The following is a 21,079-nucleotide window of genomic DNA, read 5'->3' on the forward strand; positions in this document are numbered from 1 at the left end:
GCGCCAATGGTACTATGGCTCAAGCCCTGGGAGAGTAGGTCGCTGCCAGGCCTGCAAAGGACATCCCCTCTTCACACTCAAAACAACAACGCCGCGCTGAAACCTCAGCGCGGCGTTGTCGTTTGTCTCGGTGTCGTTTGTCTCGGTGTCGTTTGTCTCGGTGCGGTCGTTCGCGCGGCGACATGCTGTCTGGGTCGAAGCTCGAGCCCCGCCGAGATCTCGAGGCCAGCGTCCGCCGGCGATGACTCGCGGCGCAACCGAGGGCAGGCTAGCGATGCGAGGATGACCATGCTGCATCGGTTCGCCTGCGCGGCCAACGCGATTGAAATGATCGAGAGGCGCGGATGGAAACGACCTCGGCGGCGCAGCCGCATCGCCTGAGCGCGATTGCGAGCTTTCATGCCCACATCTATTTCGATGATGCCACTCGAACCGAAGCCGCACGGCTACGGCAGTGGATGGCCGACCGCTTCCTCGTGACGCTCGGGCGTTGGCATGACGCGCTGGTCGGGCCTCACGAGCGGCCGATGTATCAAGTCGCCTTCGCGGTCGACGTGTTTCCAGTGCTGGTGCCATGGCTGATGCTCAATCATGGTCGCCTCAGCGTGCTCGTGCATCCGAACACGACCGAGCCGTTGGCCGATCACACCGCGCATGCGTTGTGGATCGGATCGCCGCTCGGCATCCGCAGTGAGAATCTTCCTTCGCACGGCGAGGCAGAGCTGGCGCGTGAGCCGAACACCACGCCGACGATCGCCGCCTGAGCTCGCGTGCCCACGGGTGACCGCTCCGTCTCGTCACGCTCGGAGCCTGGGCGGACTTGCCGGACTACAGCGTGCGCGCGAGATCGAACGCGCGGAGAATGACCTCGGCGGCATCGATGTCGAAATTGCTCGGGCCGAGCAGGCGCGGCGCCAGCGGGCGGCGGCCGGGCAGGGCATGTCCGCCACCTTCGACGCGATACAGCGACACGCCGCCGATCACCTGGCAATCGCGCCAGCTGAGTTGCGTGACGGAGGTGTCGCTGGCGAGATCCCGATGCGGCAGCGCGACGGCCTGGCGCGCGCCGCAACCGTCGCGCCGTGCAAAGAACTCCGCCGTCCTGTCAGCGCTCCACACCCGGCCGCGCCCGCCGCGCAGCCCGACCTCGCCGCCGCGATAGGGCACCATCGGATCAGCCGTGCCGTTGATCATCACCACCGGCACCGGCCGCGCGGCGCAGGGCTCGATGCCTTCAGGCATGTTGGCGATCACCGTGCCGATGCCGGCAAACAGCTCCGGCGCCTTGCAGGCCAGGGTGAAGCTCATCATGCCGCCATTCGAAATGCCGGCGAGATAGATGCGCCGGGAATCGGCTGTGCCGTCGGCGACGAGCTGTCGCACCAGGGCACGGATGAAACCGATATCATCGGGACCGCCGGAGCGGCCGTCGCGGCCGTCATTCCATTGCCGGTTGATGCCATCGGGAAAGACCGCGGCGAAGCCATGGGCCGCCGCAGCTTCGGCAAAGCCCGTCGTGCGGGCGGTGCCGGCGCCGCTGCCGAGCGCGCCATGGAGCACGATCACGGTCGGCTGCGGCGTCCTGCCCGCGGTCATCACCAGCGCATGGCGCGGACCGTCGCTTGTGTCGATGGTGATGCCGCGCTCCGCGGCGACGGCCGTGGTCGAGACGAGCAGAACGGCCGCCATGGCGGCCATGGACGATCGGAGATGTGACGTCATGAGCATCCTTCTCGGTTGTCGGATGACTCCCGGCGGTGGCGCTTGTCTCCGGGGGCCGCGGTCAGCACGCGCAGCCGCGTGGCCCAGCTCCGCGCCGCCGCAAGGTCGCGGGCGATCGCAATCCATTCGCCAAATGCGATCCGCAACGGATTGAAGCTCGGTTCAACGCCGACGAGGCCATAGCGCAGCGTCTCGCCGGCCGGGGCCTCGGCGAAACTGCCGAACAGCCGGTCGAAAATGATGAGCACGCCGCCATAGTTGCGATCGAGACAGGACGCGTTGGCCGCGTGGTGGACGCGGTGATGCCGCGGCGTGTTCAGCACAGATTCGAGCGGACCGAGATGCGGCGCGAGCTCGGTATGGATGAAGAACTGGTAGAGCAGATTGACGCCGAGCATGGCGATGATGGCGAGCGGATGGAAGCCGAGCAGCGCCAGCGGCAGATAGAACAGGAAATGACCGGAGATCTCGCTCGTCCAGCCGAGACGAATCGCTGCGGTCAGGTTCAGACGCGTGGAAGAGTGATGCACGGCATGCGTGGCCCACAGCCAGCGAACCCGATGCGAGGCGCGATGGTGCCAGTAATAGACGAACTCGCTGGCGAGAAACAATGCGAGCAGGGCCAGCGGCCGGCTCGGATCGAAATCGAAGATCCTGTGGCGATAGGCGATGATGAAGGGAACGGCCGCGACGAGCGCGACCATTGCGCGGATCAGGTGCTGTCCGACCGCGACGGCGAACGAGGCTGCGGTCTCACGCAGGTCGTGAGTCTCGCGACCGGCGAGCCGGCTGAGCCCATATTCCAGCGTCATGAAGCCGATCGCCGTCAGCAGCACGATCATGCGCGTCGACGGGGGCAGGGAAGAGAGGATGGGCATGGCGCGTGTCCGGCGTCATCGGATGGAGACGGCGCGCCGGCCCGCTCCGGAACAGCAGGCGGACCGGCGATGTCAATGCTTCCGGAGGGCCGCGGCCAGCGGCGCCGCGGCGTCTGCTCAGCGCGTGACGGTGCGGCTGTAGCTGTAGGAATTGCCGCGCGGTCCCGTGCCCTGGCCCTGCCGGGTGCAGCTGCCGTCGCTGCAGCTCGCGGAGCCGGAGCGCGACCAGCTGCGGCCGGCGGGACCTGTGCCGCCACCCTGCCAGGCGCAGGCGCCGCCGGAGCAGCTGCCTGAGCCGCCAAATGAGGTGGTGCCGCGCGGTCCGGTGACCGAGCCGCTGCGGGTCCAGGCATTCGCGTCGACCGCTGCTGCCGCCGAAAGCACTGCCACGAGCAGAAATGTCGCGATGGATGTCTTCACGTCAGTCTCCCAATTCGTTCGCGCGGGCGATCGCGTCGCCTGCAGAGGGATACTGCGCGTTCGATGTCGCGGCCTGATGCACCGCCGGTGTCGTTTGGTCGCGGTGATTGGCTGGATTGTAACGGCTTGTCACACGACGGCCGTCCGATGCCACGACATCGCGCGGGGCGGACTCCGGTCCGCCGCCCCCGACGCTCCGGCGCCCCTTCAGGCCGCTACCGGCCCGCCGTTGCGCTTCACCACCGGGTCTTGGTCGCCGTGTTGACGTTGATCACCGAAGTCGCCGTGTTGGACGTCGTCGTCGCCGTGGTGTTGATCAGGGTCAGAAGCTTGTAGTAGTCGACGACCTTGGCATTGGCGACGTACATCACGTCCTTGCTGCGCATCTGGAAGCCCGAAGCCAGCAGCATGCCGGAGGGATCGCGCAGGTTGATGTGATAGATCGTCGGGATGCGGTCGTAGATGAAGCGGCTGGTATCGACGCCGAGCTTCTGCAGCAGCGGGCGCTCCTCGTAGCGATACAGGAAGACCTCGGCCGGATCAGATTGCTGATCGTTCAGGCCGCCCGCCTTGCCGATCGCCTGCGCCAGCGTGAGGGTCTCGGTATCGAACGAAATCTCGGAATTGAAGCCGAAGACGTTCTGATTGAGGGCACCGAGGGCCGTGAAAGTCGGGGATTCCCGCGTGATGTAGACGACGTCGTTCGGACGGATGAAGATGTTCTCGCGCGGATCCTGCACGACGCGGCTGAGCAGCACGCGCACGCGCTTGCCGTCCCGCTGCAGGGTCACATAGCTTTCGATGGCCTCGTGCTTCGGGCCGCCCGCACGTGCGATCACGGCCAGCAGGCGTTCGCCCACGCTGTTGAGGGCAAGCACGCCCGGCGTATTGACGTCGCCGAGCACGCTGACCACGCTGGAATGCTGCTGGTTCAGGCTGACCACGACCTGCGGCTCGAGCGCGCGCTTCTGCAGCCGGAAGACGATCTCCTGCTCGATCTGCGGCAGCGTCCGGCCGGCGGCGGCGATCTCGCCCGCATAGGGCACGCGGATATTGCCTTGCTGGTCCACCGCCTGCGCCGGCAGATCCACGAAGTTGCCCGGGCGGGCACCGGCGGCCGTGGGGGGCGTGAACAGTCCGCCGGGCGCCGCTTCGAAGATGGAAACGTTCAGCACGTCACCAACGCCCGCGACCTGCACCGGCTTCGGCCGCTTGTCCGGGAATACGCCCTGGAACGTGATCAGATTGGGCTGCGACAGGAAGCCGATCGTTTCGGAGCTGACGTCGACCAGCGCATAGGGAAGCGCCGTGTTCGACCGCACGCTGGCCGTGGCATTGTCGTTCACGGCGTCGCTGGTCGGCCCTGTCCCGGGGAGCAAGGAACAGGCGGGCAGAAGCGCCAAGATCGCCAGGGTGAGGAGCGCGCGCGAGCGGCGGCAAAGGCCATGAAAGCTGCGCGGGTCCACTGTACTGCTGCGCACAGGAGACCCCCCGCCGCCGGTCGGCCCGGGCGGATTGATCAAGGCCTTCAAACGCGTCCCCGAATACAGCAAAAATACATTTCCCCACGCTGCTCCCTCCACCAAGAAGGGAGAACGTCCCACGTGTTTCAACCTACCCGGCGGCCATACTGGACGAAAGCGTACGGCCGTTCGGATTGGTCCGCTTTTGCCCGGCCGTGCCAATTAGGTCACAGTCTGACATCACCATATTACCGCCCCAAGCTGTCGGCGCCGCCGGAGGTCCCACGGTGAAGGGATGATCCATTCGACCTAACAGGGTCCGAACAATTTTAAGCACAAAGCCGTTGCGCAACGGTTAGCCCGAGTCGCTTGCTCGCGCAGGGGGGCGACGACATCGCAGCCCGCGCAGCGCGTCGGTGAGCCGAGGCAGCCGGACAGCCGAGGGAGGCGGGACCGGCGCCGCCAAGGCGGCTGTAGCTGGCGAGATTCGAAGGCCGTGCGGGCGTCGGGACTGCAAGCGGCGGCCGGTTGTCCAAGGCCGCCGATCAAGTCTATGCTGCTGCGCCAGCCCTTGAGGCTCTTTTTGCAACGGAGCACGCAATTGTCGAACGTGATCAGGATCGCCGCAGCCGCTTTCGCGATCGCCTTCACGGGCCTATCCGATCCCGCGTCGGCGCGCGGCCTCTATCCGCTGACGGAGTGCGGGCCGGATCTCAGCAGACTCTGCCGGCTGCACGGGACATTCGAGGCCACTCCGTTTCATTACAATCTTGCGATTCATCCCGGGTGCATTCGGCGTGTCGCCGTCGAGACGCCCCAGGGCGTGCTGTACCGCCGCGCGGTGGTGTGCGGGGCGCCGGAGCGGCCCATGGTGTGGTAACCCGACCCCTTCCTCGTCGTCTCCGAAGGAGCTGGACGCTCCGCTCGGCCGAGTCATGGTCAAGCTTGGCGGCGAGGACTGATGAGGGCCGTGCTCGGCCGGTCCGGCCGCGTTCGGCAACGTCGATCGTCGCTCAGACGATTAAATGGGCAAGTTCCACACCGTATTCTTACGTAATCTAGAATTAAATTAATTGTGTAGAGACGATTCTGCACGGTCGGAGACATAAAAGGGTAGACTGAACAAACTAAAGCTTCAATTGTACCGGACGAAAGGTGCTTAAAAAGGTCTTTCTGGCAACGCGGTAGCATTTTACGGCAAACCGTAGCGAGTGCCAGAAGTATTTAATGTCTTGCTGTCAGATGGTAAATTAACTTGTCGCGAGTGGTTAATTTAATGCCGAAAATCGAATCCGTGCATCATCGCGATGACGGTTCGGCATTCGGGGAAGATGCCCTCAAAACTCGCCAACGAGTGGGGTCCGTCCTTGTGTGACGAGCTTGGTGCCGCGTTGATTGAGGATATTGAGATGGATGGCGCCGGTAGCGCTTTGAATGCCGTCCTGAAATCGCTGAATAAAATACGCCTTGCCAAATTACGTTTCGGCCGGCCAAGGTCGGGCCGTTCGCAGCAATCCGTGCTGCGGTCGCAGATCGAGCTTTGTGATGTCCTGCTCGATGAGATCCAATCCATCAGCACCAGCCTCGGCAAACGCGCGAAGAAGTCCGCGGCACCCAGGCGTCGCCCGATGGCCACGCGGCACGGCCGCGGGACGGCGCACGTGATTCCGCCCCGGCCGGCGGTGCCGGGTCGAACCAGGCAGCAGAAATAATCGCATCGGAATTTGATCGCTGCGGCGGCCGGCCGTCATGGCCGCGCCGCTTGCCGGCGCGAGACGACAGCCGCTCGGCATTGACCCTGATGACGCGTCAGGTCGCCCCGTGCTGCTGTCGGCGGCCGCTCGACGGCCGGACGTCATCTGGACGTCCTTCAGCCGTCGTGTCGGGCAAGGACGGCGCTCCGAGACGGGCCCGAAACCATATCGCGGCGAGCCATGCGATGCGGCCGCTTCACCTGGCGCACAGGCCGCTGATGTCGCCTCCACGGACGATGACTTTGGACAACGGGTTTTCGGGATCGGCCGCCGGGTGTCCGCAGCCGTCCTCAACCTCACGGCCGATCGCAGCGGCAGTTAGTTCCGCTGCCGGTGTGTGCCTGTCTGACGCCGCGCGCCCCGCTGTCGGCGCGACGTGCGCAAGTCTGATCTGCGTGAGCGCACCTGAAGGATCCAATATTTAGGGAAGGCGTTTGATTCGCCGGAACGATGTCGGCTGCTTTGCGGCATATTCACGGTGGCGTGCTCAATTAAACCCGGTGGCGGCATTTTGTGCGCATGCAAAAATATCTCGATCCGGGTCTTCAGGGTGCTCGCTCGAAAAGGTTGTAAGTCCGTCGCGGCAGCTTTGAAAACCATGTCGTGGTGAGAATGTCAGCTATCAAATACGCGCAAGTTCGATCATCGAAACTACGTCACTTTGACGCGGTCTTGCCGTAGTATGCGACGAATCCGTTGCAGATCGTGTTGATTCGGTGGCTTCTTCCGGCGTGCAAACGAATGCTGCCGCAATCTCGAAGGCGGCGCGACATCGTTTCGGAAATGGGGTTGCGGGTTGAGTTTTATTTGAGTTACAACCATATGGCTTGGCCGGGTTGGTATAACTCAAATATTCAGTTTTTCCGACCGCGAGCCACTTGCGGAACGAAATACCGAATTATATGACGTTAATCCGGCAGGATAGAGATCACAGACAAAGGTCGCTGTATGTCCACCAAGAAGATCGATTTCGAGGCGATGTCTTTCGATGACCTCTGGTCTCTCCACGAGCAGATCAGTCAGATCCTCGCCGTGAGGATCACGTCGGAGAAGCGCGAGCTCGAACGTCGTCTGGCGGTTCTCAACCGCAGCCGCGGTGCCATCGAAGGTGCCGGCAGTGAGGGTGGGCAGTCCTACACCACGAGCGGCAAGGCGCGGCGCAAATATCCCCGGGTTCTGCCGAAGTATCGCAACCCGCAGACTTCCGAGACCTGGTCCGGCCGAGGCAAGCAGCCGCGTTGGCTGGTGGCGGCGATCAAGACCGGGCATCGGATCGAGGAGTTTGCGATCAATGGAGCGGCGGGCGGTTCGAAAAGTCGCCGTCAGCGGGCCTAATCGGGGCCGACTGAGTCAAGCCCGTCGATAGCCCGAGCGACGCGCAGCGTCGGTTCTGCACCTGATTCGCTCCCTCAACATCAGCGAACGACATGTGAGCGGTCTGATGCCCCCGCGTCGCGATCCGCAGTCTCGAGCCTGAGATCGGTCCGATCCGCCCGCACGGCTCCGCCGGTAGGCTTGCGATCATCATCCCTTGCGAATATGCGCTAATAGGCATTGTTGCCGCGGATCAGCTCGATCGGCGTCCTCAGCAGGATCGCGACGTCGAGCGACAGGCTCCAATTGTCGATGTACCAGAGATCGAATTCGACGCGCTGTTCGATCGACGCACGCGTGGGCGTCGGGCCGCGGCAGCCATGCACCTGCGCCCAGCCGGTCAGTCCGGGCTTGACGCGGCGACGGAATGCGTAGTTGCGCACGAGCTTGTCGAATTCGTTGTCGTGCGCCAAGGCGTGGGGGCGGGGGCCGACCAGCGACATGCTGCCGTCCAGAACGTTGAGCAGCTGCGGCAGCTCATCAATGCTGGTCCGGCGCAGCCAGGTCCCGAGCCGGGTGAACCGACTGTCGCCGATCTGGGCCTGGACGATGGAGGGCCCGTCCTCGAGCACGGACATCGTGCGAAACTTGTAGATCTGGAACGCCCGGCCGTTGAATCCGCAACGCTGCTGCCGGAACAGCACCGGTCCGGCCGAGTCGAGCTTGATGGCGATCGCCACCAGCAGCAGCAGCGGCGACATCAAGGCCAGCGCGATGCCGGCCAGCATGACATCCATGAGCCGCTTGGTGGCGTGTTCGAGCGGGCTCAGCAGGCCGCGCTGCAGCTCGATGGAGACGGCATTGCCGAGCTCGCGGCACGGCCGCTTGAAGATGTCCGACGCCGCTCCGACCGGCACGAAGCTCACTGGAAACGGCAGGACTCTCAGCTCGGCGCCGAGCGTGCGCAGGTCGGACAAGGGTTCGGGATTGGCGCCGACGACGATCTCTTCGATGTCGGAGCCGCGCACATAGTCGATCACGCTGGACACGATCCGCTGCCGCTGATCCGGATCCGCACCGGGCTCGGGAAGCAGGAAATGCCGCTGGACGCGAAAGCCGGTGTCGGTGAGCACCTGGGTCAGCCCGGCGTTGTCCTTGCTTGCTTCATCGGTGATCAGAACGATGTTTCGGCCCGAGAACCGTCTCTCCGCCAAGCCCTTTGCCAGCAGATATGCGGTGGTGCGGCGATGCAGGATCAGCGCCGCGAGCCCGAACATCGCGAAGACGATGCTCGTGCCGCGCGAGAATTCGCTGCCGATCTTGAGCGCAAACAGGGCGCCGGCCAGCACGAGGAACGCCGTGACCCAGGTCAGGCAGGCCGCGCGGATCTGGCGCGGCAGGATCAGCAGTTCGGCCGGCCGGTACATCCCGCGGATCTTCATCAGCGAGACGAACAGCGCCGACACGAGGATCGCCAGGCCGAGCGATTTGCTGACGTCGTTGGCGCCCGCCGCATCCTGCAGGTGATACAGAAACCCGGACAGGACGCTCGACATGGTGATCGTCGCAATGTCCGCCACGATCGCGAACGGCTCCACCGAGTCGTAGTGGACGGGCCATTTGCGCCCCTGGAACTGCCGTTCCACCAGGACGGCCGGCATGCCGTTTCGATCGAGAGTCTCGGGCTGATCCACGTAATGCATGGGATGTCGGTGTTCGAAACTCGGTTAAATAGCGATTAGCCATTTATTATATGTTTTGGCATTTAATTTAAACAATGAAAAATTGCCATTGGAATTTATTCGCGCGGTCGGATTATCCCCCGATACCTGCGTCGCGGGCAGCGTGACGCCTGACGGTGGCGCTTAGGCGCCGAAAGATACCGCCCGTGCCCGCTACGGAAGCGGCTCCTCCGGAAAATTAAGGTAGTCAAATTAATATTTGAGGCGGCGGATATTTCGATGCTTGCCGCCAAGAATGGCATTTAAAAAGAGATATAATTGGATTATTAATCCGGTGCCGGGCGCCCGTGACGCGGGTGGCGTCCGTAGCCGACCGGATGCGGAGGGAGTTTTTCCCTGCGCGGACGGAAGGGCGACACGAGGGCACGGCGAGCTGTCGTCGAGGCCCGCCGGCGAGGTTGAAGATAGTGCTGCTCATTTCAGAGATTGAGAACCCGAAGGACGTCGCGCCATGAAGGTCGTATTGTTCTGTGGAGGACTCGGGACGCGGATCCGGGAATATTCCGAGAGCATTCCGAAGCCGATGATTCCGATCGGCCACCAGCCGATCCTCTGGCACGTCATGCAGTATTACAGCCAGTACGGGCACCGGGATTTCGTTCTGTGCCTGGGCTACAAGGCCAATGTGGTGAAGGACTATTTCCTGAACTACAATCAGGCGGCGACCACCGACTGCACGATCTCGCAGTTCGGCAAGAAGGTCGAGCTATTGGGCGACCGCCCGCCGGACTGGCGGGTGTCGCTGGTCGACACCGGCATCTGGCGCAACATCGGCCAGCGACTGCGGGCCGTCCGGCACCTGGTCGAGGGCGAGGAGATCTTTCTCGCCAACTACAGCGACGGCCTGACGGACGCGCCGCTGCCGGAGATGATCGATCGCTTCAAGCGTAGCGGCAAGATCGGCTGCTTCATCGCCATCCATCCGCCGATCAGCTTTCACCTCGCCGAATTCGACGCCGACGGCACCGTGGGCCGCATGGCCGCGAGCAACGATTCCGATATCTGGATCAACGGCGGCTACTTCATCTTCCGCAAGGAGATATTCGACTACATCGAGGAAGGGGACGAGCTCGTCGTGCAGCCGTTCAAGCGGCTGATCGACCGCGGCGAGTTGATGGCCTACCGCTACGAAGGGTTCTGGCGGGCCATGGACACGCTCCGCGACCGCCAGGTGCTCGAGGAGATGATCGAGCGCGGCGACACGCCCTGGCATCTCGGCTCCAGTCTTCCGGCGGTGGTGAACGGATGAGGGCGTTGCAGCTCGCCGGTCGCGGCGATCGGCTGTCGGTCCTGTGTCTCGGCGCGCATTCCGACGACATCGAGATCGGGGCCGGAGGCACGCTGCTGTCGTGGCTCGACCAGGGCATCCGCCTGGATGTTCATTGGTGCGTGCTCAGCGGCAATGGCGAGCGCGGCGTCGAGGCGCGGGCGTCGGCCGATGATTTCCTCGCCGAGGTCGCCAGCCGCAATCTCGAGATCATGCAGTTCCGCGACGGCTTCTTCCCCGAGCAGGGCGAGGAGATCAAGGCCTGGTTCGAGCAGCTCAAGGGCCGGATCAATCCGGACGTCATTCTCGCGCACCGCCGCGACGACGCCCATCAGGACCATCGGCAGGTCAACCGCCTGGTCTGGAACACATTCCGCGATCATCTCGTCCTGGAATACGAGATTCCGAAATGGGACGGCGATCTCGGACGGCCCAACGTCTACATGCCCCTCTCCGAGCGGATCATGAAGCGGAAGGTCGCGCTGCTGATGACGCATTTCGGCAGCCAGCGCTCCAAGCAATGGTTCGATCCGGAAACGTTCATGGGCCTGGCGCGGTTGCGGGGCATGGAATGCCGCGCCGCCGAGCGCTACGCCGAGGCCTTCGTCGCGCGCAAGCTGTCACTGGGGTGAACGGCGGCTGAAGCCGCCTCGCCGCGAGGCCCTCGCACACGGTCTATCCATGCCCGATGGGCGAGGCGATGAGCGGCGCCCGGCCGCTTTGCCCGGCGGCGGCCTGCCGTCAGCCGGCCGCCCGCCGCGGAAGTTCGACGATCTCCTCTGCCGGCGGACGCTCGATCGCGGTGGCCGGCACCTTCTCCAGCCAGACCTCGCGCCACCATGCATAGATGCCGCGCGGGCAGAACAACCGGTTCTCGCTGTAGCGCGACTGGCAATAGACGCCGTCGAGGATGACGGCCGGTGTCTTCATCCGCCGGATGTAGCCGGTGCGCTCGTCGATGAACTTTTCGACCCGCGTCCGTACCCGGAACACCTTTCCGCAATAGGGCACCATCTCGGCGTCGAAGCCCATGCCGCGGTTGTTGGTCTGCTTGTCGATGGTGGCCAGGATCTCCTGGTGCGGGCGCACCCGGACGAGATCGCCGGGCTGCAGCCCGAGATCGGCGATCGGCGCGTCCTTGTCGGTCAGGAGGACGCCGCGCTTGCGCGGGAACGGTACGCCGCCCCACAGCGACTGGATGCGGTCGTAGATCCAGCGCGCGGGCCGGCCGAGCCGCGGACGGCGGGCCATGGTGGCGCCGACATAGGCGAAGTAGAGGAGGCCCTTGAACATCTTCGCGAGCGAGACATTGCCGGACGCGATGTCCTCGGCGTACTGCCGGGCATCCCACCATTTGAGCGGCTGGGTGTAGGTCGGCAGCTCGGTCGCCTGGCAGGCATAGCGGGGGCCTTTTCCCGGCTGCTGGTCCGGCGACTTGGTCGCATCCCACACCGCGCGCACCGTGCATCCGCCGGGCGGTTGAAGCGCAGCGGCGCGGTCCGGGATGGCCGCGGCGGGCTTGGCCGGATCGACCGGGGTCAGCCACGCCTCTTTCCAGAAGATCAGGCAGGCCGCCTGGCAGCCGCCATAGGCCTCGCCGTCGCAGCGATGCTCGAGATGCACCGCGTTGGGAAGGCGCCGTCCGAGCCACTCGCCGGTGTTGTATCCGGTGACCGTGTCGCAGGTCTTGTGGGCGCGCTTGTAGACCTGAAAGCGCTGGCCGCACCATTTGAACATCTGCGGCATGAACGGCAACCCTTCGAGGCGCCCGTTGGCATCGAGCGTCGCCAGGATCTCTTCCTTGCTGCGCACTTCGACCCAGTCGCCGGCGGATAGTGTCATGCTCTGTCTTTCAATGCTTCAATCAATGCGTCGTCAGGCCGGGGCGTTCCCGCACGCGGGACGTCCTCATTTCCATGGATCGAATTAAAGCTGCCGAGATTTGCGGTCAACATTTGTTCCTATTGTGGCATTATTTAATTTGGTAAAATAAATTAAATGGGAGAGGTTGCCTGATGCCGCATCGATCGGCGCCGTCCGGATGGGGCACGGTAACAGGCGGATCGAGATGGCGGAGAAGGGATTTTTACCGAGTTTTGCGTATCCCGCCGGAGAAGGCGGGCGGCACCGCCGCTGCCGACGGATTCACTGGACGCCGGCTGGAATATTAAATTATAATCGATTGCAGGTGATTTAAATTTTGTTTTGGTCGGTATCGTAGAGGGTGAGATTTTGAAGGTCCTGATCACCGGAAACATGGGCTATGTGGGTCCGGTCGTCGCGCGGCATCTGCGGGCGCAGCGCCCGGATGCGACGCTGCACGGCTTCGACAACGCCTATTTCGCGCACTGCCTGACCGGAGCGCCCGTCGTTCCCGAGCGATATCTCGACGAGCAGATCCATGGCGACGTTCGCGACATGTCGCTCGACCTCCGCGGCTATGATGCCGTGGTCCAGCTGGCGGCGATCTCCAACGATCCGATGGGCAATCGCTTCCAGGACGTGACGCTCGACATCAACCAGAACACCACCGTGTCGCTTGCCAGGAAAGCTGCGGCGGCCGGTGTGAAGAACTTCGTGTTCGCGTCGAGCTGCAGCGTCTACGGCATCGCCGACGGACCGCCGCGCAAGGAGGGCGATCCTCTCAATCCCATCACGGCCTACGCCAAGTCGAAGATCGGATCGGAGCAGGAGCTCGCCGCGATCGACACCGGCATGACCATCACCTGTTTGCGCTTTGCGACCGCCTGCGGCATGTCGGATCGGCTGCGGCTCGACCTCGTCCTCAACGATTTCGTGGCCTGCGCGCTCACCCGCCGCCAGATCAGCGTGCTCTCCGACGGCACGCCGTGGCGCCCCCTGATCGACGTGGCCGACATGGCGCGGGCGATCGACTGGGCGATCGACCGGCCGGCGGCGACGGGCGGCCGCTTCCTCACCATCAATGCCGGCTCGGACGACCGCAACTACCAGGTCAAGGATCTCGCCAACGCGGTGGCCGCGCGCGTGCCGGGGACCAGCGTGTCGATCAACACCTCCGCGCCGGTGGACAGCCGCTCCTACAAGGTCGATTTCGGCCTGTACCGCTCGCTGGCCCCCGATCATCAGCCGCAGGTCACCCTGGACCAGTCGATCCAGAACCTTGTCGATGGTCTCAAGAGGATGCAGTTCAAGGATGCCGAGTTTCGCTCGTCCGATCTGATCCGTCTCAAGGTCCTGCAGGACCACATGGAGACGGCCCGGATCAACGACAGGCTGCAATGGACGTGATCGCGCCGGCCGCGCCGGGCAGATGCTCGCCTCAGCCGGCAAGGACAGTGACGGAGACACCATGGAACTGACCCTTCCCACCGCCGTCGGCGTCGCGCCCAAGTGCCGGCACTGCGGCGACGACCTGACCCTCAAGCTGATCGATCTCGGCGCCTCGCCGGTCGCGAACGACTACATCGATCCGGCCAACTACATGCGGGCGGAGCCGTTCTATCCGCTGGAGACCTTCGTCTGCCGCGAGTGCCGTCTGGCGCAGACGCGCGACCTCCTGGCCGCGTCCGAGATCTTCCGCGCCGACTATGCCTATTTCTCCTCGCACTCGACCTCATGGCTCGAGCACGCGCGCCGCTATGTCGAAGCCATGGCCGATCGCTTCAAGCTCGGCCCGGCCTCGCGGCATGTCGAGATCGCGTCGAATGACGGCTATCTGCTGCAATACTCGCTCCAGAAGGGCATCAACTGTCTCGGCGTCGAACCCTGCGAAAGCGTTGCGCTGGCCGCGCGCGCCAAGGGCATCGAGACCCGGGTCGAATTCTTCGGCCGCGACTATGCGACCCGTCTCCGGGAGGAGGGCTGGTCGGCCGATCTCCTCACGGCCAACAACGTGCTCGCGCACGTTCCCGACATCAACCACTTCGTCGGCGGCGTCAAAATCCTGCTGGCGCCGGAGGGCGTCGCGACCTTCGAGGTCCAGCACCTGCTGACCTTGATGCAGCGGCATCAGTTCGACACCATCTATCACGAGCATTTCTCGTATCTGTCGCTGATCGCGGGCCTGCGCATCTTCGCCCAAGCGGGCCTGCGGGTGTTCGACGTCGAGCTTCCGGAGACGCATGGCGGCTCGATCAGGTTCTTCGTCTGCCACGCGGAGGCCGCTCATGCGGAGAGCCCGAACGTGGCCGATGTCCTGGCGCGGGAGCGGGCCTATGGGCTGCATGACGATGCCATCTACATGGCCTGGAACGAGCAGGTCAAAGAGACCAAGCGTGCGCTGCTCGAATTGCTGACGGCGCTCAAGCGCGACAACAAGAAGATCGTCGGCTACGGTGCCCCGGCGAAGGGTGTGACGCTGCTGAATTATTGCGGCATCCGCACCGATTTTCTCGACTTCACGGTCGATCGCGCCCCGTCTAAGCAGGGCCGCTACATGCCGGGTGTGCGCATACCGATCCTGCCGCCGGAAGCGATCTTCGAAGCCAGGCCAGATTACGTCCTGATCCTGCCGTGGAACATCAAGAGCGAGATCAAGGCACAGATGGCGGCGATCCGCGACTGGGGCGGCCGCTTCATCGTGCCGGTCCCCAAGGCGACGATCGAGGAGTAGAGCAGGGCATTGCCGCACCATATGCGCGAAGAGTGTTGAGCCATGAGGTTTGTCCCGCTTGGACGGTCGGATGCGCGGCTGATCGAGCTGACCGTTCGCTCCGACGAGCGCGGCAGCTTCACGCGGACCTGGTGCGCGAAGACTTTTGCCGAGCAGGGCATCGCGTTCGTCCCGATGCAGGGCAACAGCTCGGTGACGCGTCTCCGCGGCAGCGTCCGCGGCATGCATTTCCAGCGTGCGCCGAAGCCTGACGCCAAGATCGTCCGCTGCAGCGCCGGGCTGATCCATGACGTCATCGTCGACATCAGGCCGAACTCGCCGACGCGCGGCGAGGTCTATGCCTGCGAGCTCGGCCCCTCGACGGCGCGGATGCTCTACGTTCCCGCCGGTTTTGCCCATGGATTCCAGACGCTGACCGACGACGTCACGGTCGAGTATCTGATGGGCGAAGACTATGTCGAGCAGCTCTCGGACGGCTTCCGGCACGACGATCCGATGATCGGCATCCGATGGCCGCAGCCGGTGACGGTGTTGTCAGCCAAGGATGCCGCCTGGCCCTCGCTTGCCGAACGGGGTCTTTGGTGAAGCAGCATGACGACAGCGCGGTATCCTGGGGGAGGGATCTGGCGGCCACGGAGCGGCCCGATCGTCTCGAACGTTCTGACGATTTGTCGAGGAGGATCACGGAATGACGAACATTTTCGTTGATGCCACGATGCCCGATGACGAGCGGCGCCAGAAACTGTATCAGGGCGCGCTGTTCCTGCATTCGCCGACGCCCTCGCTCAATGCGCTGGTCGCGTTCGCCAGGGAGCTGATCGAGGAGGCGTTTCATCCCTATGATCCCCGGACGGCGCAATTCGAGCTCCCGGTCGAGCGCTACGTCGAGATCCTCGCCAGGCTGAAGCCGTTCTTCATCCATCACGCCCGGTCGAAGGAGCTGGTGCAGGGCACGCTCCGCGAGTTCGGCTGCGATCCCGAGTTGACCTATTTCGACGTGCCGCGGCTGCGGTCGGCAACCAGCAACGACTATCTCACCACCGGGATCGCGTTCGCATTCCACCCTCATCGCGACACCTGGTACTCGGCGCCGCCGTGCCAGCTCAATTGGTGGCTGCCGGTGTATGACATCGCGCCGGACAACGGCCTTGCATTTCATCCGCGCTATTTCGATGAAGCGATCAAGAACGGCTCCAGGACCTATAACTACTATGAGTGGAACAGGACCTCGCGTGCGTCGGCGGCGCAGCACATCAAGACGGATACACGGGTGCAGCCGAAGCCGGAGCAGGAGATTGCACTGGATCCGCAGATCCGGGTGATCGCGCCGAGTGGCGGCGTCACGATCTTCTCCGGAGCGCATCTGCATTCGTCCGTCCCGAACACCTCGGGCGTGACGCGCTTCAGCATCGATTTCCGTACCGTGCATTTTGCCGATGTCAGCAGCCGGCGCGGCGCCGTCAACATCGACTCGGAATCGACCGGCACGAACCTGCGCGACTTCCTGCGGGTGGCCGATCTCGCGCGGCTGCCCGAGGAGATCGTCACGCCATACGATCAGGTGGAAGCTCCGGCGGAGCATCTGGTCTACCAGCCGACGATCGTGCCGCTGCCGGCCGGCGATCTCGCGGCCGATGCCGCGCAGGCGTCGGCCTGACCGATGAAGTAGGGCTGACGCGTCATGCTGGACATCCTCAAATCCCCGGCTGGTCCGAGAACGCCGGCGATCGATCTCCACGATCTGGTCGCCGAACTGTTTCCGATCAACCGCAGCCTCACCGGGGCGGGTGTCCGTCAGACGCTCGGCATCGTCGCGCGGAATGTCGGGCTTGCGATTCACGAGGTGCCGTCCGGCACGCCGGTCCTGGACTGGCACGTGCCGGCAGAGTGGAACATTCGTCGCGCGACGATCTCGACCCTGTCGGGCCGCGTTCTCGTCGACTTCGCCGACAACAATCTGCACGTGATGGGCTACAGCAAGCCAGTCCAGGCGGTGCTCAGCCGTGCCGAGCTTGCCAAGCACGTCCATACCTTGCCGGACCAGCCTGATCTCATTCCCTACCGGACCGGCTACTATGCCGACGATTGGGGCTTCTGCCTGCAAGATCGTCTGTGGCGGGGGATGACGGACGACAGCTACCGCGTCGAGATCGACAGCGAGCTCTCGCAGGGGGCGTTGACCTACGGCGAATTCTTCGTCCCCGGGCAGACGGACAAGGAAGTCCTGATCACCTGCCATATCTGTCACCCGAGTCTCGCCAACGACAATCTCTCAGGGATTGCCGTCATGACGGCGCTGGCGATGCGGCAGGCGCAGCAGCCGCGCCGACTCGGATACCGATTTCTGTTCCTGCCGGCGACCATCGGCGCGCTCGCGTGGCTCGACCGCAACGAGCGGAATCTCGGACGTGTCGAACACGGCCTCGTCCTCACCTGTCTCGGCGATTCCAGTGGATTTCACTACAAGCAGAGCCGGAGCGGGGCGAGCATCGATCGCGCCGTCGCGCATGTCCTGAAGCACTCAGGCCATCCTCATGAGATTCTGCCATTCAGCCCCTATGGATATGACGAGCGGCAGTTCTGCTCGCCGGGATTCGATCTGCCGGTCGGGTGCCTGATGCGCGGCGTGCACGGCACGTTTCCCGAATATCACACCTCGGCGGACAATCTGGATTTCGTCAAGCCGGACTGTCTCGAGCAGTCCTACGCGGTCATCGAGGAGGTGCTGGATCTGCTCGATCGCGACCGCATCTATGAGCGCGTCGATGGGCGAGGGGAGCCGCAACTGGGACGGCGCGGCCTGTATCGCGCGATTGCCGGCCAGCGCGAGGCGGGCGGGGCGACGCAGATGGACCTGCTATGGGTCCTCAACCTTGCGGATGGCAGGCACAGCCTGCTCGACATGGCAATCCGGGCCGACGTTCCGTTCGCGCGCATCGAGGCCGCTGCGCGGATCGCGCTGGACGCCGATCTCATCAGAACACCGGTTTCATCATCGTGACGTCGCCGCCTTCGTACAGCACCGTGCAAGTGGTCCAACAACACCAGAGTGAGGCGTCATGAGTTCGCAGCCGGGCAAGCCCCGTATCGCCGTCTTCTCACTCCGAAACATCTTCGGCAAAGCCCTCAACCGCGGTCCCCATGTCGAGTTCGAGGACATCATCTGCGAGGTCGATTCCGCCGAGCTGTTCGCGCCCGAACTCGACCCGTCGAGCCGACGGGCGAGCTTCGCGACCCGGCTGGGCTACCACGCGCCCGTGCTGCTGAATCCCGGGCTCACGCGGATCAAGCCGCAGCAGCAATACGACGTTCTGTTCGCGATCTGCGGGTTCCCGCAGGACCTGATCATGTTCGACGCGATCGAGGATCTGAGAGGTGCGTGCGGGACCTCGGTGTGTCTGCTGGACGAGCTCTGGATCAAGGAGATCGCCAAGCACCGGCATTTCCTGAAGATCCTCGCCAAGTTCGATGTCGTGATGCCGTTCCAGATCGGCACGGTGAAGCCGCTCGGCGAGGAGATCGGCAAGGCTTGCGTGCATCTTCCGCTCGCCATCGACGCGATCCGCTTTTGTCCCTATCCCGATCCGCCCGAGAGGGTCATCGACGTCTTCAGCATGGGGCGTCGCTCCCGTGTCACCCACCAGTCGCTGCTCGCGATGGCGAAGCAGAGCGGCCTGTTCTATCTCCACGACACGATCGGCGGCAGCCAGGCCATCGACCTCCGGGAGCACCGGACGCAGATGGCAAACCTCGCCAAGAGAAGCAGGTATTTTCTGGTCAATCCCGGCAAGTTCGACGAGCCGCAGGAGACCGGGCGGCAAGTCGAGTTCGGCTACCGGTATTTCGAGGGCGCGGCGGCGGGCGCCATCATGCTCGGCGAGCGTCCCGACAATGACCTGTTTCCGCGGCTGTTCGATTGGCCCGAGGTGATGATCGACGTGCCGCACACATCGCCCGACATCGACCGGGTCATCAGGGAGCTGGACGGCGATCCGGTCCGCCAGGACCGGATGCGGCGAACCGGCATGGCCCAGACCTTGATGCGGCACGACTGGGTGTATCGGTGGGAGACGATCCTGGAGGCCACGGGTCTGCAGCCGATGCCGGGCCTCGCTGCCCGCAAGGATCGGCTGAAGAGGCTGGCGGAGATGGCGGCTGGCTCGGGGATGGCTCGCGAGCAGGAATTAAATCGCAAGCCGGTATTGTTGGCGCAGTGACGTTTCAATCCTTTTCTCCGCCACAAAGTGGCGTCATCGCTCCAGCGGCCTCCGCGAGCTATTTTATACCGGCTGCATTTTCGACGATCGGATTTTCATTGCCCTGGACGGATCTGTTTGGCCGTGACTGGGAATCGAAAGGTTGGTTACGATGATTGAAAGCGATTGAACGGAGATGTCGGAAGCCGTCGCCGCTTACTTCGAGGAACATCGGGAATCGAGCGATCTCGGACGCCGTGCGTTGCGCGGCGGCCTGATTTCCATCGTCATCCAATACGGCAATGCCGTGCTCCAGATCGGAGCGGCCATCGTCCTGGCCCGGCTGCTCGCGCCGGAGGATTTCGGGCTCGTCGCCATCGTCACCGTGCTGACGAGCTTCGCGCCGCTGCTGATCGACTTCGGCCTGCTCGATGCCACCGCTCAGCGCAGCAGGATCACGCCGGCCCAGGTCAGCGGCCTGTTCTGGGTCAGCACCGGCATCGGCGTTGCGGTGGCGATCGTCGTCGCGGCATCCAGCCCGCTGATTGCCTGGGTCTACGGTGATCCGCGACTGGAGCCGATCGCGCTTTGCGTCGCGATCACCTTCGTGCTGTCCGGGCTGACCAACCAGCATATGGCGCTGCTCCGGCGCACGCTGCAGTTCGGTCGCATCGGCCGGATCCAGTTGTTCGGCACGCTGGCAGGGACGGTTGCCGCCGTCGCCATGGCGTTCGAGGGCTACGGCTATTGGGCGCTGGTCATTCGTCCCGTCGTGACATCGATTTGCGTCGTGGTCGCCGCGTGGTCGGCCTGTCGCTGGAGGCCCGGCGTCCCCGTTTTCGATGCTGAGGTGAGGTCGATGGTCCGGTTCGGGCTGCACGTGGTCGGCTTCACCGTGGCCTATACCTTGTCGCGGGCGGTGGACCGGATCGCGCTCGGGCTGCTCTACCGGCCCGATCAGGTCGGCTACTACCAGAATGCGATGAACCTGTACGACAACTCGATCTATGCGGCGCTCAATCAGACACATGCGGTGGGAAGCTCGGCGCTGAGCAAGCTGCAGGCGAATCCGGCTGCGCTTCGGCAGAAGTACGAGGTGGCACTCTCGATGCTGGCGTTCTTCCTGATGCCGGCGGCGGCGATCCTCTCCGTCACCGCGGAGGACCTCACCGTCGTGCTGTTGGGGCAGAAGTGGCAGGCTGCGGGAGGGCTGCTCAGCATCATTGCGCTGCGCGGCATTTCGCACGTCGTCGAGGGCTCGCAGGGCTGGCTGCATCTGTCGCTCGGGAGGGCGGACCGCTGGCAGACCTGGGGCATCATCTCTCTCTTTGCGCAGGTCGTTGCGGTGCTGGCCGGACTGCCCTTTGGGCCGGTCGGCGTCGCCTGGGGCGTCGTGGCCGGATACTCGCTGATCGCGTTGCCGTCGGTGATGTATGCCGGACGTCCGATCGGGATCGGTGCGGAACTGGTGATCCGGGCCGTCGGTCCGCAGACCGTCGGCGCCGTTGCGACTGCGGCTGCGGGCTGGTGGATGCAAGCGACGCTTCTCGGAGCCTATCCCGCGCTCGTGCGCATGGTTCTGTCCGGCTGCTTCTGCGGCTGTCTCTATCTCGCGATCGTGGTCGGAATGTTCCGGGTCCGCGAGCCGCTCAGGATCGCAGGTACGATCATCCATGATTTCGCCGGCAGGCGCTGAGATGGAACGAAGGGGGCCTCGGACAGCACCGCA

The 21,079-nt window shown here is 64.1% G+C and carries 19 protein-coding genes; 13 read left to right on the forward strand and 6 right to left on the reverse strand.

The window, feature by feature from the left end; genetic code table 11:
* Nucleotides 1-344: 344 nt before the first annotated feature.
* A complete protein-coding gene (locus tag ACQR1F_RS17475; protein WP_315802897.1) occupies nt 345-764 on the forward strand; it encodes a DOPA 4,5-dioxygenase family protein in 420 nt (139 codons plus the stop codon).
* A 64-nt stretch (nt 765-828) separates the two neighbouring features.
* Here the strand turns inward: ACQR1F_RS17475 and ACQR1F_RS17480 are convergent, their stop codons facing one another.
* From ACQR1F_RS17480 to ACQR1F_RS17495, 4 genes are all read right to left on the reverse strand, one after another.
* Nucleotides 829-1,722 (reverse strand): alpha/beta hydrolase family esterase, encoded by an 894-nt coding sequence (locus ACQR1F_RS17480; protein WP_434913531.1) that lies wholly within the window; start codon nt 1,720-1,722, stop codon nt 829-831.
* Complete coding sequence (locus ACQR1F_RS17485) at nt 1,719-2,600, reverse strand: sterol desaturase family protein (protein WP_316180480.1); 882 nt, start codon at nt 2,598-2,600, stop codon at nt 1,719-1,721. The genes ACQR1F_RS17480 and ACQR1F_RS17485 overlap by 4 nt, the downstream gene beginning before the upstream one ends.
* 117 nt (nt 2,601-2,717) lie before the next feature.
* Nucleotides 2,718-3,020, reverse strand: a complete 303-nt coding sequence (locus ACQR1F_RS17490; RefSeq protein WP_315717381.1) for a hypothetical protein — start codon at nt 3,018-3,020, stop codon at nt 2,718-2,720.
* A gap of 236 nt (nt 3,021-3,256) precedes the next feature.
* A complete protein-coding gene (locus ACQR1F_RS17495; RefSeq protein ID WP_316180482.1) occupies nt 3,257-4,366 on the reverse strand; it encodes a polysaccharide biosynthesis/export family protein in 1,110 nt (369 codons plus the stop codon).
* A gap of 670 nt (nt 4,367-5,036) precedes the next feature.
* Between ACQR1F_RS17495 and ACQR1F_RS17500 the strand changes: the two genes are divergently transcribed.
* The 3 genes from ACQR1F_RS17500 (at nt 5,037) to ACQR1F_RS17510 (ending at nt 7,572) form a co-directional block, all read left to right on the forward strand.
* Nucleotides 5,037-5,363: a hypothetical protein gene (locus ACQR1F_RS17500; protein ID WP_316180484.1), complete on the forward strand. Its 327-nt coding sequence runs from the start codon at nt 5,037-5,039 to the stop codon at nt 5,361-5,363.
* 427 nt (nt 5,364-5,790) lie between these two features.
* Nucleotides 5,791-6,195 carry a hypothetical protein gene (locus ACQR1F_RS17505; protein ID WP_434887595.1) on the forward strand — a complete coding sequence of 135 codons (405 nt, stop codon included), beginning with the start codon at nt 5,791-5,793 and terminating at the stop codon, nt 6,193-6,195.
* A 990-nt stretch (nt 6,196-7,185) separates the two neighbouring features.
* Nucleotides 7,186-7,572 carry an H-NS histone family protein gene (locus ACQR1F_RS17510; RefSeq protein ID WP_315802902.1) on the forward strand — a complete coding sequence of 129 codons (387 nt, stop codon included), beginning with the start codon at nt 7,186-7,188 and terminating at the stop codon, nt 7,570-7,572.
* Between the two features lie 209 nt (nt 7,573-7,781).
* Here ACQR1F_RS17510 and ACQR1F_RS17515 read toward each other — a convergent pair whose 3' ends face one another.
* A complete protein-coding gene (locus ACQR1F_RS17515) occupies nt 7,782-9,254 on the reverse strand; it encodes an undecaprenyl-phosphate glucose phosphotransferase (protein WP_434863896.1) in 1,473 nt (490 codons plus the stop codon).
* A gap of 490 nt (nt 9,255-9,744) precedes the next feature.
* Between ACQR1F_RS17515 and ACQR1F_RS17520 the strand changes: the two genes are divergently transcribed.
* Nucleotides 9,745-10,542, forward strand: coding sequence for a glucose-1-phosphate cytidylyltransferase (locus ACQR1F_RS17520; protein WP_315802904.1), 798 nt, complete (start codon nt 9,745-9,747; stop codon nt 10,540-10,542).
* Nucleotides 10,539-11,192, forward strand: a complete 654-nt coding sequence (locus ACQR1F_RS17525) for a PIG-L deacetylase family protein (protein WP_316237937.1) — start codon at nt 10,539-10,541, stop codon at nt 11,190-11,192. The genes ACQR1F_RS17520 and ACQR1F_RS17525 overlap by 4 nt, the downstream gene beginning before the upstream one ends.
* Nucleotides 11,193-11,301: 109 nt before the next feature.
* Here the strand turns inward: ACQR1F_RS17525 and ACQR1F_RS17530 are convergent, their stop codons facing one another.
* Complete coding sequence (locus tag ACQR1F_RS17530; protein WP_316180490.1) at nt 11,302-12,402, reverse strand: hypothetical protein; 1,101 nt, start codon at nt 12,400-12,402, stop codon at nt 11,302-11,304.
* 390 nt (nt 12,403-12,792) lie between these two features.
* Here ACQR1F_RS17530 and ACQR1F_RS17535 point away from each other — a divergent pair, with 390 nt between their 5' ends.
* The 7 genes from ACQR1F_RS17535 to ACQR1F_RS17565 all read left to right on the forward strand — a co-directional run bounded on the left by ACQR1F_RS17535 (nt 12,793) and on the right by ACQR1F_RS17565 (nt 21,046).
* Entirely contained in the window at nt 12,793-13,830 is a 1,038-nt protein-coding gene (locus ACQR1F_RS17535; protein ID WP_315802907.1) for an NAD-dependent epimerase/dehydratase family protein, read from the forward strand.
* A 61-nt stretch (nt 13,831-13,891) separates the two neighbouring features.
* Nucleotides 13,892-15,154 carry a methyltransferase domain-containing protein gene (locus ACQR1F_RS17540; RefSeq protein WP_434913532.1) on the forward strand — a complete coding sequence of 421 codons (1,263 nt, stop codon included), beginning with the start codon at nt 13,892-13,894 and terminating at the stop codon, nt 15,152-15,154.
* A gap of 42 nt (nt 15,155-15,196) precedes the next feature.
* The gene (locus ACQR1F_RS17545; protein ID WP_316180494.1) at nt 15,197-15,739 is read left to right on the forward strand and encodes a dTDP-4-dehydrorhamnose 3,5-epimerase family protein; all 543 of its coding nucleotides are present in this window, start codon (nt 15,197-15,199) and stop codon (nt 15,737-15,739) included.
* A gap of 103 nt (nt 15,740-15,842) precedes the next feature.
* Nucleotides 15,843-16,811 (forward strand): phytanoyl-CoA dioxygenase family protein, encoded by a 969-nt coding sequence (locus ACQR1F_RS17550; RefSeq protein WP_316180496.1) that lies wholly within the window; start codon nt 15,843-15,845, stop codon nt 16,809-16,811.
* A 24-nt stretch (nt 16,812-16,835) separates the two neighbouring features.
* Nucleotides 16,836-18,155 carry a DUF4910 domain-containing protein gene (locus ACQR1F_RS17555; RefSeq protein ID WP_434838904.1) on the forward strand — a complete coding sequence of 440 codons (1,320 nt, stop codon included), beginning with the start codon at nt 16,836-16,838 and terminating at the stop codon, nt 18,153-18,155.
* Between the two features lie 58 nt (nt 18,156-18,213).
* Nucleotides 18,214-19,371 (forward strand): glycosyltransferase family protein, encoded by a 1,158-nt coding sequence (locus ACQR1F_RS17560; RefSeq protein WP_434913533.1) that lies wholly within the window; start codon nt 18,214-18,216, stop codon nt 19,369-19,371.
* A gap of 175 nt (nt 19,372-19,546) precedes the next feature.
* Nucleotides 19,547-21,046 carry a lipopolysaccharide biosynthesis protein gene (locus tag ACQR1F_RS17565; protein ID WP_316216140.1) on the forward strand — a complete coding sequence of 500 codons (1,500 nt, stop codon included), beginning with the start codon at nt 19,547-19,549 and terminating at the stop codon, nt 21,044-21,046.
* Nucleotides 21,047-21,079 lie beyond the last annotated feature (33 nt).

It is taken from the genome of Bradyrhizobium sp. HKCCYLS3013, assembly GCF_051167615.1.
Lineage (GTDB): Bacteria > Pseudomonadota > Alphaproteobacteria > Rhizobiales > Xanthobacteraceae > Bradyrhizobium.